Annotated in this window: 15 protein-coding genes; 9 read left to right on the top strand and 6 right to left on the bottom strand. The window is 44.4% G+C overall.

Translation table 11 applies throughout. From position 1 onward, the window contains the following. Positions 1-57 precede the first annotated feature (57 nt). The gene (gene pfkA, locus QEP07_RS11075; RefSeq protein ID WP_256002681.1) at positions 58-1041 is read left to right on the top strand and encodes a 6-phosphofructokinase; all 984 of its coding nucleotides are present in this window, start codon (positions 58-60) and stop codon (positions 1039-1041) included. A 24-nt stretch (positions 1042-1065) separates the two neighbouring features. Here the strand turns inward: pfkA and QEP07_RS11080 are convergent, their stop codons facing one another. Together QEP07_RS11080 and QEP07_RS11085 are read right to left on the bottom strand one after the other, a co-directional pair. Beyond that, positions 1066-1386, bottom strand: coding sequence for a heavy metal-binding domain-containing protein (locus QEP07_RS11080; protein WP_256002678.1), 321 nt, complete (start codon positions 1384-1386; stop codon positions 1066-1068). A 42-nt stretch (positions 1387-1428) separates the two neighbouring features. Next, positions 1429-1947 carry a 5' nucleotidase, NT5C type gene (locus QEP07_RS11085; RefSeq protein WP_285010158.1) on the bottom strand — a complete coding sequence of 173 codons (519 nt, stop codon included), beginning with the start codon at positions 1945-1947 and terminating at the stop codon, positions 1429-1431. Between the two features lie 160 nt (positions 1948-2107). Here QEP07_RS11085 and QEP07_RS11090 point away from each other — a divergent pair, with 160 nt between their 5' ends. From QEP07_RS11090 to QEP07_RS11110, 5 genes are all read left to right on the top strand, one after another. Next, complete coding sequence (locus QEP07_RS11090) at positions 2108-2668, top strand: 30S ribosomal protein S16 (protein WP_285010160.1); 561 nt, start codon at positions 2108-2110, stop codon at positions 2666-2668. 82 nt (positions 2669-2750) lie between these two features. Beyond that, positions 2751-3272 carry a ribosome maturation factor RimM gene (gene rimM / locus QEP07_RS11095; protein WP_285010161.1) on the top strand — a complete coding sequence of 174 codons (522 nt, stop codon included), beginning with the start codon at positions 2751-2753 and terminating at the stop codon, positions 3270-3272. A gap of 15 nt (positions 3273-3287) precedes the next feature. Further along, a complete protein-coding gene (trmD, locus tag QEP07_RS11100) occupies positions 3288-3965 on the top strand; it encodes a tRNA (guanosine(37)-N1)-methyltransferase TrmD (RefSeq protein WP_285010162.1) in 678 nt (225 codons plus the stop codon). A 121-nt stretch (positions 3966-4086) separates the two neighbouring features. Further along, on the top strand, positions 4087-4434 hold the full coding sequence (rplS, locus tag QEP07_RS11105; RefSeq protein WP_256002666.1) for a 50S ribosomal protein L19: 348 nt from the start codon (positions 4087-4089) through the stop codon (positions 4432-4434). A gap of 113 nt (positions 4435-4547) precedes the next feature. After that, positions 4548-5774: a Glu/Leu/Phe/Val dehydrogenase dimerization domain-containing protein gene (locus tag QEP07_RS11110; RefSeq protein WP_256002664.1), complete on the top strand. Its 1227-nt coding sequence runs from the start codon at positions 4548-4550 to the stop codon at positions 5772-5774. An 18-nt stretch (positions 5775-5792) separates the two neighbouring features. Here QEP07_RS11110 and QEP07_RS11115 read toward each other — a convergent pair whose 3' ends face one another. The 3 genes from QEP07_RS11115 to QEP07_RS11125 are packed head-to-tail and all read right to left on the bottom strand — an operon-like array spanning position 5793 to position 9211. Next, complete coding sequence (locus QEP07_RS11115) at positions 5793-6452, bottom strand: phosphatidylserine decarboxylase family protein (protein ID WP_285010163.1); 660 nt, start codon at positions 6450-6452, stop codon at positions 5793-5795. A 60-nt stretch (positions 6453-6512) separates the two neighbouring features. After that, the gene (hpt, locus tag QEP07_RS11120) at positions 6513-7055 is read right to left on the bottom strand and encodes a hypoxanthine phosphoribosyltransferase (RefSeq protein ID WP_256002659.1); all 543 of its coding nucleotides are present in this window, start codon (positions 7053-7055) and stop codon (positions 6513-6515) included. Between the two features lie 8 nt (positions 7056-7063). Continuing rightward, a complete protein-coding gene (locus tag QEP07_RS11125) occupies positions 7064-9211 on the bottom strand; it encodes a transglycosylase domain-containing protein (RefSeq protein WP_285010165.1) in 2148 nt (715 codons plus the stop codon). A 113-nt stretch (positions 9212-9324) separates the two neighbouring features. On the opposite strand from QEP07_RS11125, the gene QEP07_RS11130 reads away from it, so the two are divergent. The 3 genes from QEP07_RS11130 to QEP07_RS11140 are packed head-to-tail and all read left to right on the top strand — an operon-like array spanning position 9325 to position 11378. Beyond that, entirely contained in the window at positions 9325-10401 is a 1077-nt protein-coding gene (locus tag QEP07_RS11130; protein WP_285010166.1) for an Mrp/NBP35 family ATP-binding protein, read from the top strand. A gap of 34 nt (positions 10402-10435) precedes the next feature. After that, complete coding sequence (locus QEP07_RS11135) at positions 10436-10681, top strand: NifU family protein (RefSeq protein WP_256002656.1); 246 nt, start codon at positions 10436-10438, stop codon at positions 10679-10681. Between the two features lie 55 nt (positions 10682-10736). Then, positions 10737-11378: a peptidase associated/transthyretin-like domain-containing protein gene (locus QEP07_RS11140; protein ID WP_256002654.1), complete on the top strand. Its 642-nt coding sequence runs from the start codon at positions 10737-10739 to the stop codon at positions 11376-11378. Here QEP07_RS11140 and def read toward each other — a convergent pair. Beyond that, positions 11375-11938 carry a peptide deformylase gene (gene def, locus QEP07_RS11145; RefSeq protein ID WP_285010168.1) on the bottom strand — a complete coding sequence of 188 codons (564 nt, stop codon included), beginning with the start codon at positions 11936-11938 and terminating at the stop codon, positions 11375-11377. The genes QEP07_RS11140 and def overlap by 4 nt on opposite strands. Positions 11939-11941 lie beyond the last annotated feature (3 nt).

The following is an 11941-nucleotide window of genomic DNA, read 5'->3' on the forward strand; positions in this document are numbered from 1 at the left end:
AGTAATTTCACGGCCATATTGAAAATATAACAAACGATATTTTCAATGAGCAACCAAATGAATAAGATTAAAAATATAGGTGTATTAACTTCCGGGGGTGATGCTCCGGGCATGAATGCAGCGATTCGGGCTGTAGTGCGGGCGGGTATTTACTACGACTTATCCGTTACCGGGGTACTCAGGGGATATGAGGGCTTGATTAACGGTGACTTTATTGAAATGGACCGTAAATCGGTAGCTAATATCATTCAGCGTGGCGGAACGATTTTGAAGACGGCCAGGAGCGATTCTTTCCGCACCAAGGAAGGGCGAGCTGAAGCTTTTAAGCAAATTAAGGAGAAGCAAATAGATGCATTGATCGTTGTTGGTGGCGACGGAACATTCACCGGGGCAAACATATTTTCTCAGGAATACGATATCCCTGTGGTAGGGTTGCCCGGCACTATCGACAATGACTTGGAAGGGACGGATTTTACCATAGGATATGATACCGCAATCAACACGGTAATTAATGCCGTTGATAAAATCAGGGATACCGCTGAGTCGCATGACAGACTGTTTATCGTTGAGGTGATGGGCAGGGACTCCGGCTTAATTGCGCTAAGAAGCGGAATAGGTGTTGGCGCGGAGGCAATTATGATTCCTGAGGCAAACATGGGTGTTGAAGGTCTTGTTACAAGGCTTGAGAACGGGCGTAAAGACAAGGCCTCAAAAATCATTATTGTGGCCGAAGGCGATGAGATTGGTGGAGCTTTTAATGTTGGGGAAGTTCTTAAGAAAAAGTTTCCAGCATATGATATACGCGTATCGGTGCTGGGGCACATACAGCGCGGTGGAAAACCAAGTTGCATGGATCGTGTGTTAGCGAGCAGGTTAGGTGTAGCAGCTGTTGAGGGCCTGCTTAGCGGTCAGTCGGGCGCTATGGTTGGATTAAAAAACAGGGAAGTCATCTTTACGCCTTTTGATCATGCTATTAAGCATATTGATGCAAAGGAAATTAGTCCGGCCTGGCTCAAATTGGTTGAAATACTATCTTTATAACAAAAGGCCCCGGAGGGGCCTTTATTATTCAATGATAACGGCTGTCCCCGTGGCGGCAACCATAAGCATGCTCCCTCCATTGCCTACAGTTTCGTAGTCTAAATCTACACCAATGATCGCATTAGCGCCCATTGAGGCAGCATATTGCTGCATTTCATTAATGGCGGTGTTTTTTCCTTCGCGTAAAACCTGTTCATACGAACCGGACCTGCCTCCTACGATATCTCGGATGCCGGCAAACAAGTCTTTAAAAATATTTGCACCGATGATGGTTTCGCCAGTAACCAGCCCGATGTACTTCACGATTTTTTTGCCTTCTACTGTATTTGTTGTTGTAACTAACATACTGTGGTCTTTTTTGTATTCGACTAAAATCCTAAAGAAATGTTACAAAAGTTTTTCCAATACTTCCCGCCAGTTGTTTACGCGCTCATATTCGGTCAGCAACAGATTATGAGGAGAGGTAAACAGTAATTTCCTGCCTCTAAACCCTACGAAATTTTTGGCTCTATCGTCAATCATTACGTCTACATCAACGATCTTGTTCCCACAAAAAATAATATTCTTCCATCCTATAAAAGGGAAGTGTTCATTTAACCAGTCGTACTTATCGATCAGTGAGTTCCGGAACTCCATTGCGGCAGAGACGATATACACCTCGTATTTTTCATGAAGGGCTCGTACTGCGCTAACGCTTCCTTCCAAAGGTTCCAGGTCCCTGAAAAATCCAGGTTCGTTAATATAGTCAAACCATTTGTCTTTTACTTCCTCCGGAACATGCTGATATATTTCGTTGCCAGGGATAAGAACCGTGTCGAGAGGTACCCCGTAATCTCTGTTATATAATTTTATAAACTTCTTTATCGGGTCTGCCAGGACCTCGTCCATGTCAATAGCTATTCTCATTACGCAGTTGTTTGTAACCAAATATGGGTATTCTGGTTTTAAACCGTGTACGTGAATTTAAAAATTATTGCATGTTGCTTATCATTAGTATTTTACTTAAATTTGCCACCCCGCAAGCACGGAGCTCCGGGAACTATGTTGAATACATAAACAAAAAGAAATGGCAACTAAAATCAGATTGCAAAGATTCGGAAAGAAAGGTAAGCCTTTTTTCCACGTAGTGGTAGCGGATTCCCGTTCACCAAGAGATGGTAAATTTATTGAGCGTTTGGGATCATACAATCCAAACACCAATCCGGCTACCATAGAGCTTAATTTTGACAAGACCTTAGATTGGGTTAACAAAGGAGCTCAGCCAACAGATACTTGTCGTGCTATCCTGTCTTACAAGGGCGTGCTATACAAAAAACACCTTGAAGGCGGCGTAAAGAAAGGGGCGTTAACTCAAGAGCAGGCAGAAGCTAAGTTTGCGGAGTGGCTCAGCGCTAAAGACAACAAAATTGAAGGCAAGAAAGAGAGCCTTACAAAATCTAAAGAAGAGCTGAAGCAGGCAGCATTAGCCGCAGAGTCTAAAAAGAAGGCTGAGCGGGCAGAAGCACTTGCCGCTAAAAATGCACCTGTAGAAGAGCCAGCTGAAGAGGCTGTGGATACTGAAGAAGTATCTGCCGAAGTCACGGAAGAGGCTCCTGCAGCTGAGGCAAGCAGCGAAGAACAAGCATAATTTTCTCAGTACTCAATGATGGCGAAGGATTTTCTGACTGGAAAAATCCTTCGCTTTTTTTTTGACTCTATTTATAATACTCATGACACAGGAAGAGGCGTTTTATATCGGATATATCACAAAGACCCGCGGACTGAAGGGAGAAGTCCAAATTTTCTTTGAATATGACAGTCCCTCAGAGCTGGATTTAAGCGTGCTATTTGCTGATATTCAAGGCAAGATGGTACCCTTCTTTACGGCATCTTACAAATTGCATACGAATAATACCGGCTACTTTACCTTTGATGATCTGGATCACATAGACAAAGCGCAGATCCTATTAAAAAAGCGAATATATCTACCTTTCTCTAAGAAGCCGGAGCGGACGCCAGATGAGTTTTATTATGAAGACCTTGTAGGGTTTTTCGTAACCGACGAAAAACTTGGAGCACTGGGCAAAGTGATACAGGTGCATGAATATCCGCAACAGTTTGTAGCCACAGTGAAGTATCAGGAAAAGGAAATAATGTTCCCGCTTACAGATGAGTTTATTCAGGAGGTCGACGATGAGGAAAAACGCCTGCTTGTTCAATTACCGGAAGGCTTGCTCGACGTTTACCTATAAATTGTAGATTTGCACATGCGTTTCGATATTATAACCGTTCTGCCAGGCTTGCTGGAAAGCCCCTTTGCCCACTCAATTTTGCAGCGCAGTCAAAAGAAGGGACTGGCGGAAATCGTCGTACACAATCTGCGGGACTACGCGTCTAACAAGCAGAAAAGTGTTGACGACTACCCGTACGGAGGTGGGAGCGGGATGGTAATGTCTATAGAGCCTTTTGCAAAATGTATAGAAGCACTAAGGCAGGAGCGTATGTATGACGATGTTATTTTCATGACGCCAGATGGGAAGACGTTTAATCAGTCAGTAGCCAACGAACTTTCGGTTAACCAAAATCTGATTATACTATGCGGGCATTACAAAGGAATAGACCAACGCATCAGGGATTTGTATGTTACGCGGGAAATATCCATTGGGGACTATGTTTTGTCAGGAGGGGAACTTCCTGCCGCTGTATTAGTTGATGCGGTCGTTCGCTTGATACCCGGCGTACTCAATGACGAAACTTCTGCGCTTTCAGACAGCTTTCAGGGCGATCTTCTGGACGCCCCTGTTTACACTAGGCCGGCTGACTGGAACGGGCACAGGGTGCCGGATGTCCTGCTCAGCGGACATGAAGCTAAAATCAGTGAATGGCGGTACGAGCAAGCCCTGGCGCGAACGAAAGACAGGCGTCCCGACCTGCTAAAAGATTAATGGTTGTTGAAATCAAAAGCATTGTGGAAAAAAATAAATTATGCTTTTTTTTATCAAATAATATTCATAATATTGCAATCCGATTTTTAGAGAACAAAAGTCGGCTTAATAGCTTAAAATCATGGATTTAGTAAAATTTGTTGAAGAACAGGTAGTCGCAAAAAATGAGGTTCCTGCATTCAAATCAGGAGATACAGTGAGCGTTCACTATAAGATTCGCGAGGGTAATAAAGAACGGGTTCAGATTTACCAGGGTGTTGTATTACAACGTAATAGCGTAGGTGCTAATGAGACCTTCACCGTTCGTAAAATGTCCAATGGTGTGGGTGTTGAACGTATATTCCCGATCAACTCACCAAATATCGCTAAAATTGAAGTGAATAGCTATGGTAAAGTTCGTCGTGCAAAACTATTCTATTTGCGTGAACTTACCGGTAAAGCTGCCCGCATCAAGTCAAAAAGAGTATAGTTCCATATTCCTTAAAAATATCGCCTCCAGGTTTTCTGGGGGCTTTTTTTTTATCTAAGTTTGCGGTCAACTAACTTATGAGATAGCCAAAAAGTTTGGTTGTCTGACACATCATGAAAGAACTTTTAAAAAAATTCGAAGAAAAGAAGCCTGAAATTGTTTTTGAATGGAAGGACCGGGAGTCGGAAGCAGAGGGATGGGTAGTGATAAACTCTCTGCGGGGTGGTGCGGCAGGAGGAGGAACCCGGATGCGGAAGGGGCTCGACAAACGTGAAGTAGAATCCCTCGCCAAAACCATGGAGGTTAAATTTACGGTATCCGGCCCACCCATAGGTGGTGCAAAGTCTGGCATTAACTTCGATCCTGCAGATCCGAGGAAAAAGGAGGTCTTAGAAAGATGGTATAAAGCTGTGATGCCCATTTTAAAGAGCTATTACGGCACCGGCGGAGATCTTAATGTCGATGAGATTCACGAAGTTATCCCGATCACGGAAGATTATGGCTTGTGGCACCCTCAGGAAGGTGTAATTAACGGGCATTACCAGGCTCGGGAAAATGAACGCATACATCAGATCGGTCAGCTTCGCTATGGAGTGTCTAAAGTACTCGAGGATCCTGCGTACACGCCCGACATCAAGCGCAAATATAAGGTTGCCGACATGATTACAGGTTATGGGGTAGCAGAGTCTATACGCCACTATTATAATATCTGGGGAGGCCAGCTAGAAGGTAAGCGGGCGATTATCCAGGGCTGGGGCAATGTAGCCGCCGCTGCTGGATATTATTTATCGCAGAACGGCGTAAAAATCGTTGGTATTATTGACCGGGTAGGCGGGGTTATTAAAAACGAAGGGCTCGGTCCCGATGAGGTCGCGCAGCTTTTTAACAATAGACTCAATAATACCCTGGTTGCTCCGGATTTAATGTCTTTTGATGATGTATATGCGCAGATATGGCAAACAGGGGCAGAGATTTTTGTGCCTGCTGCAGCGTCAAGGCTGGTCACGTTAAGCGAGGTAAATCAACTTATTAACAATGGCCTTGAAGTGGTTGCATGCGGGGCGAATGTTCCCTTCGCTGATAAGGAGATTTTCTTTGGTAACATCATGGAACAGGTTGACAACCACATAGCCTTGATTCCGGATTTCATATCTAACTGCGGAATGGCACGCGTATTTGCCTACCTGATGCAACGCAATGTAGAGATGAGCGATGATGCAATATTTACGGATGCATCCAACGTGATATATGAAGCGATGCAGGCCATCTTTGTTCAGTCAAGGTCTAAAACGGGGCTTTCCAAAACTGCTTTCGAGATCGCATTGAAGCAATTGTTGTAATGAAGGGCGGTATAAAGGCTATTTAAGCTCTCCGAGCACGGTCACGCCGCCCTTTACCATTTGCCCAAGCTGGAGGTCTACTTTAGTCCCAAGTGGAAGAAATACGTCTACGCGGGATCCGAATTTTATAAAGCCAAACTCCTTGCCTTGTTCCACCTGGTCTCCCTCTTTCACATACCACACAATTCTTCGGGCAAGTGCACCCGCAATTTGACGAAAAAGCACTGCACTGCCATTTTTATGTTCTACTACTACTGTTGTGCGCTCATTTTCGGTGGAAGATTTTGGATTCCAGGCTGCAAGATATTTTCCGGGATGATACTTAAAGTATTTTACCATACCCGAAATGGGGTTCCGATTAATATGAACATTTACGGGCGACATAAATATAGAGACCTGAAGACGCCTGTCCTGAAAATATTCGCCTTCTTCAGTTTCTTCGATAACAACGACTTTTCCGTCTGCCGGGCATATCACAAGGTTTTCCCCCGATGTAAATAGTCTTTTCGGATTTCTGAAAAACTGCAGAACGATAAGGAATAAAGCAAGCGAAAAGATATAGGTGATCCACCGCAACCCTGCTACGTCAGCATATTTATAATCTACAACTGCATTTAAAACAAAAATAAAAAGCAGTGACAAAGCAATCGTGGTGTATCCTTCCTTGTGTATGGTCATGGTATTAATTAATGCTAAGCACAAAATTCGGAAAAAAATATCGCATTCGACGCAACCGGATCAAACTGATTTGGCGCTATAAATGTCCTTTAGGTTTCTTCCGAGCCCATCATAGTCTAATCCGTAGCCAACAACGAAGTTATTGGCTATTTCAAAACCGATATATTGTTGTTCGTTAATCTCGGTACGCAAAGCAGCCGGCTTAGATAATAAAGTACATATGGCCACTGAAGCAGGGTTCTGCTCCTGAATGCGATCAAGAATATATCGTAGCGTTAAACCCGTATCAATAATATCTTCCACAATAATAACATCGCGGTTATGTAGGTTCTTCGGAAGGCCAAAGATTTCTTTAATTTCTCCGCTGGTTTCCTGGCCCTGATACGAGGAGACCTTTATGAAGCTGACCTCACAGGAGCCGCTGATCTCTTTGAGGAGGTCTGCCATGAACATAAACCCACCGTTTAGCACCCCAATGAAAATCGGACACCTTGTCTCATAATCAACGTTCAGTTGGATCCCAATTAAACGGGTTCTTTTTTTAATCTGATCGTTTTCAATCAGGATTTCAAAATATTTATCCGCTACTTGAATGGTGTTCATGGCGATGGTTAAGGCTGTTCAGTGTTGTTCTCTCTTCTTCTTTGTTCCCGGCGTTCTCTCCGTAATTCCCGTCTCGACTTTTCGACGGTGTCCGAAGGAGCCGTCTTTGATACGGTGTCACGTTTTGATCCACCGAAAAGACGGTCAAAAAGGGACTTGGAATCGTCCTGGGTTTCGATAGGGGGTAGCTGATCGTCTAATTCTACCGCATTCGTATCAATTGTCGCTGAATCTGGCAAAAGGTATTGCCTCAATCCTTCTCGTAGCCTGACGGTGTAAAAACCGTAGCCATTGGTGTCGGGCGGCGTCAGGCCCCTGCGGGCCATGATATTCCCGATATAACGAAAGTAATTATACATATACCCCTTCAGGCCGCCATCACTGCCAAATTTATACATAGCTATTTTCGGCCTCGGCACAATGTTCGCAAGAAATATACCCTCGCCAATGTTAAGTTCCGAAGGATGCTTTCCAAAATAATGCCGTGACGCTTCGCCGATCCCATAGATGTTCTGTCCCATCTCAATGATGTTGAAATACACCTCAAGCATTCTGTTTTTGCTTATAAGCCGGTTATTTTCAATCAGCCATACGATCAATATCTCTTCCGCCTTTCTGGCCAATGTTTTTTGTCGGCTAAGAAAAACGTTTTTAACGAGCTGCATGGAGATCGTACTTCCGCCACGAACGAAGCGTTTCTCTTTAAAATTCACCGCAAATGATTTCCTGATCGATTCCTGAACGAAACCTTTATGGGAAAAGAACGACGGGTCTTCTGAGGTGAGTATGGCGTTTTTGAAGTTGCTGGACACCTCGTTCAGCGGCGTGAAGTTAGCATTTGCCGGGCCAATCAGGATATCACGCATGGGTTTTCCATATTCATAAGGCGTGTAGATGAAGTCTTTATTGATTTTCTGAAGATTTGTTTTACCCCATTGAAGTATCTTAAAGCCATTGGGTGTTAGCCCCGAAGAAAATTTAACACTGTCGGGTATGCTGCTGTCTAAATGAAAATAGAGGTCGTAACGAACTTTTCCGGCGACCTTGATGCCCTCCAGCGATTCAAACAGGCCAGCAGGCAGCGAATTAAATAGCTGTTGAGCGTCCTGTTCAGGAATCCTCAGTTTCAGTTCGTATATCTTGTTCGGTTTAAGCGTATACTTCAGGTAAGGCCTAAGTTCAACATCCCGAAGGAAAATGGAGGAAGAACTATCCAGGGCAACGTAATTTTTTCCAACAAGCATATCCGCGTCTATCTTGGCATCCCTGATCACGATGTCATTTGAGGCGATTTTGGAATGATTGAAGAGCAAGTTATGAACAGCCCATGATCCCTCGATCCTATATCCTTCACCCGAATTGTGCGCATTTGTCATCTGAGTTCTGACCGTGTCGAACCGAATGCGTGCATGTAGCTTATTGTTCAAATAAGGCAGTTCTACGCTTCCTTTTTCGGCATATAGCTTAACGTCAAGCTGCTTTTTTCCAGGCTTCAGCAAACCTGAGAGGTGCCAGGTCGCTTCACCCGAGTTTACCAACACCGTAGAGGAGAAGTCTCCGTCGTCGATATTCGCCTCAGTAACTCTGAAGGAGAGCTTAGCGGTATCGTTGTCATTCACATCAAGCACAAAATTTTTCACGGCCATCTGATCCGGAATCTTATATAGCAGTTGGTTCACGATATTATGGGCTACATCTGCCAGATTAAGCTCCCCCTGGGATTCCGCATTTTCGCGTTTTTTTCTCTTAAGAATAAAATCTAGATTGCTTACAGAATCTCTAAAAACGGCCTGTACTTTTCCATCAGTCAGGTTAACCTCCGAAAGCTTAACATCTCCGAAGAGCAAAGGGAACAGTTTAACACCAACAGTCATGTCCGAAATCGTCAGCAGCGTGTCCCGCTCTTTCGGCACCACGGTTACACTTTTCATACGCACGGTACTCAACCCGCTAAAATCTGCTGAACCAATCTTAACCAGAAGATCGTAGTCTGAATCCGCTTTGTTTACCGCTTTTGCCATAACCTTTTTTAGCAATGACTCGCGCTTCGTATAGGCCACAGTGCCAAAAACCAATAACAACAGCAAAATAACCCCAATAATCCAGGCGCCCATTTTCAAATATTTCGCAGGAATGTTCAATTTTTTAGGAAGCATGCTGTGGTACAGAGTTGATCAAATGTAGTGGATAAATGTTTTTTTCGTGTTAAAATTACACTAAAAACCCTAATGTCAACGATTTGTAGGCCTGTTTTGTTTAAATTTGAGCAATGATAATTACCCCAGAACAAGTTCTAACAGCACTAAGTCATGTCGAGGATCCCGACCTTAAAAGAGATCTTGTATCCCTGAACATGATCAAGAATCTGAAGATAGATGGTCCTCATGTCTCGTTCACATTAGAATTGACAACGCCAGCGTGTCCGATGAAAGATATGCTGACCAATGCCTGCACAAATGCCATCAAACATTTAGTGAACAACCAGGCCCAGGTTTCTATAGAGGTCACTTCCCGGGTAACCAGGCCTCTTGACAGCTCGCAGTTGAAAGACATCAAAAACATTGTGCTTGTCTCATCTGGCAAAGGAGGCGTAGGTAAGTCGACCGTGTCGAGCAATTTGGCAGTTGCGCTTGCTGCAACAGGAGCGAAGGTAGGTCTTATCGATGCGGATATATACGGACCCTCCATACCGACAATGTTTGGAGTTACAGGGATTAAACCCGGAGCCACCGAAACAACCGGCGGAAAGGCGCTTATTACCCCGGTTGAAAAATATGGCATCAAACTGTTGTCCCTGGGGTTTTTTGCAGATCCTGATCAACCAGTTCCGTGGCGCGGGCCCATGGCTTCAAATGCCGTGAAGCAGTTATTTAGTGAGGCCGACTGGGGCCAACTTGACTACCTGGTTGTAGATCTGCCTCCTGGAACCGGAGACATCCATATCACCATTGCACAAAGTTTCCCGATAGCTGGAGCAGTAATAGTCACCACCCCTCAGCAGGTAGCTCTGGCAGATACCCGGAAAGGACTAGCCATGTTTATGATGCAGGGAATCAATATCCCGGTGCTTGGGGTTATTGAAAACATGTCATATTTTACTCCGGCCGAACTACCGGAAAACAAGTATTACCTTTTCGGTAAAGACGGAGGCAAGACACTCGCTGAGTCTTTCCGTGTGCCGTTCCTGGGTGAAATCCCTATCCTTCAAAGCGTATCCGAAGCAGGTGACCAGGGAAAGCCGATAGCGCTGAACAACGAGGATCTGCTTGCGAAAACATTCTCTGTCATTGCAGGGAAAGTAGCCCAGCAGGTTGCTATAAACAATGCGCAAAAGGTTAATTCATAAAAATTTACTATTTTTATATTTTAATAAAGATCCAATGAATTTAACAGAACAAGTTGAGCAGGCATTAGAAACCATCAGACCATATCTGGTGGCAGATGGGGGTGACGTAGCGATTGAAGAGATTACGCCGGAAAAAGTAGTTAAATTACGATTATTGGGTAATTGCGGCTCTTGCAAGATGAGTTTTATGACGATGAAAGCAGGCATAGAGCAAGCCATCATTAAAGCTGTACCAGAAATCACCGGGGTTGAAGCGATCAACCTGACCGAGCCCGTATGATCTTTTAACACTATTTAACGGAAGCGTTGTTTATACAGTAGCTATCTTTGTATATATGAGGTATTTGTTAATTGTCTTGTCCTTCTTCCTTGCGGCCCCGCTGTTTGCGCAGCAGACTCCTGTCAGCAAGAAACTGATCCAGTTTTCCGGGATCATTACGGACCTCGACAGCAATACCGCGGTGCCTTATGTTACGGTAACTAACCTTACCAACAAAGACCAGAGGTACGCGGCAAACTACAAGGGCTTTTTTTCGTTTATTGCCCATCCTGGTGATACTATACTTTATTCTGCCGTGGGGTATCGTGAACAGATGTTAGTCATCCCCGGAAAGATCGACGACACCAAATATACGGCAATGGTAAAAATGAAAGCCGAGATCATAAACCTGCCTACCGTCCGGGTCTTTCCCTGGGCTACCGTTGAAGAGTTTACGCGTCAGTTTATGACGATGAAAGTTGCAGATGATGACTATGTCATTGCAAATAAGAACCTGTCACGGGAAAACCTTAATGGGATGATCCAGAATCTACCACGGGATGCCGGAGAGATATCCAGTATCAACTACCGCCTCAATCACGACAGGGCGTTGAATAAGAACATGGTTCAGACAAACCCTTTGCTGAATCCATTTGCATGGGGAAAACTCATGCAATCGATCTTCAGCGGTGATAAAAGCAGAAGTTCAGATAACTAACGCCTCTTGGATTGGTTAGGGAAGCGCATTTTATATTCCGCCTTTACGTTGCCTTTTGAAATGGCGTCCAGCCTGCTCTTCAACATACGTTTTCTGAGTAAGCCAAGCTTATCTGTGAAGAGCGTTCCCTGAATATGATCATATTCATGCTGTATGACGCGCGCAGGCATACCTGTAACCTCCTCTTCCTGCAGCACCCAGTTCTCATCATAATATCTGATGCGCACGTTCGGCTTTCGCATCACGTCCTCACGAATATCTGGAATACTGAGGCAGCCTTCGTTAAAAGCCCAGGGTTCGCCGCTTTCTTCAATGATCTCAGCGTTGATAAAAACCTTCTTGTAACGATCCTTATCCTTGTCGTCCCCGCCGCTCGTGTCAACAATAAACAACCTTATGGCCAGGCCAACCTGTGGAGCAGCAAGTCCTACACCGCTTGCATTATACATGGTTTCAAACATATTGCTTATCAACTTATCCAGGTCAGGATAAAATGCATCAATTGGTGTACAGACCTTTTTTAAGACAGGATCTCCGTAGGCTACAATCGGTAACTTCATTTG

Source organism: Pedobacter faecalis (assembly GCF_030182585.1).
GTDB classification, from domain to species: domain Bacteria; phylum Bacteroidota; class Bacteroidia; order Sphingobacteriales; family Sphingobacteriaceae; genus Pedobacter; species Pedobacter faecalis.

Excerpts from the sequence above, each read along its gene's own strand:
- def (WP_285010168.1), bottom strand. The coding sequence starts at position 11,938 with ATGAAGTTACCGATTGTAGCCTACGGAGATCCTGTCTTAAAAAAGGTC.
- hpt (WP_256002659.1), bottom strand. The coding sequence starts at position 7,055 with ATGAACACCATTCAAGTAGCGGATAAATATTTTGAAATCCTGATTGAA.
- rimM (WP_285010161.1), top strand. The coding sequence starts at position 2,751 with ATGACACAGGAAGAGGCGTTTTATATCGGATATATCACAAAGACCCGC.
- rplS (WP_256002666.1), top strand. The coding sequence starts at position 4,087 with ATGGATTTAGTAAAATTTGTTGAAGAACAGGTAGTCGCAAAAAATGAG.
- QEP07_RS11110 (WP_256002664.1), top strand. The coding sequence starts at position 4,548 with ATGAAAGAACTTTTAAAAAAATTCGAAGAAAAGAAGCCTGAAATTGTT.
- QEP07_RS11085 (WP_285010158.1), bottom strand. The coding sequence starts at position 1,947 with ATGAGAATAGCTATTGACATGGACGAGGTCCTGGCAGACCCGATAAAG.
- trmD (WP_285010162.1), top strand. The coding sequence starts at position 3,288 with ATGCGTTTCGATATTATAACCGTTCTGCCAGGCTTGCTGGAAAGCCCC.
- QEP07_RS11115 (WP_285010163.1), bottom strand. The coding sequence starts at position 6,452 with ATGACCATACACAAGGAAGGATACACCACGATTGCTTTGTCACTGCTT.
- QEP07_RS11080 (WP_256002678.1), bottom strand. The coding sequence starts at position 1,386 with ATGTTAGTTACAACAACAAATACAGTAGAAGGCAAAAAAATCGTGAAG.
- QEP07_RS11130 (WP_285010166.1), top strand. The coding sequence starts at position 9,325 with ATGATAATTACCCCAGAACAAGTTCTAACAGCACTAAGTCATGTCGAG.
- QEP07_RS11090 (WP_285010160.1), top strand. The coding sequence starts at position 2,108 with ATGGCAACTAAAATCAGATTGCAAAGATTCGGAAAGAAAGGTAAGCCT.
- QEP07_RS11125 (WP_285010165.1), bottom strand. The coding sequence starts at position 9,211 with ATGCTTCCTAAAAAATTGAACATTCCTGCGAAATATTTGAAAATGGGC.
- QEP07_RS11135 (WP_256002656.1), top strand. The coding sequence starts at position 10,436 with ATGAATTTAACAGAACAAGTTGAGCAGGCATTAGAAACCATCAGACCA.
- QEP07_RS11140 (WP_256002654.1), top strand. The coding sequence starts at position 10,737 with ATGAGGTATTTGTTAATTGTCTTGTCCTTCTTCCTTGCGGCCCCGCTG.
- pfkA (WP_256002681.1), top strand. The coding sequence starts at position 58 with ATGAATAAGATTAAAAATATAGGTGTATTAACTTCCGGGGGTGATGCT.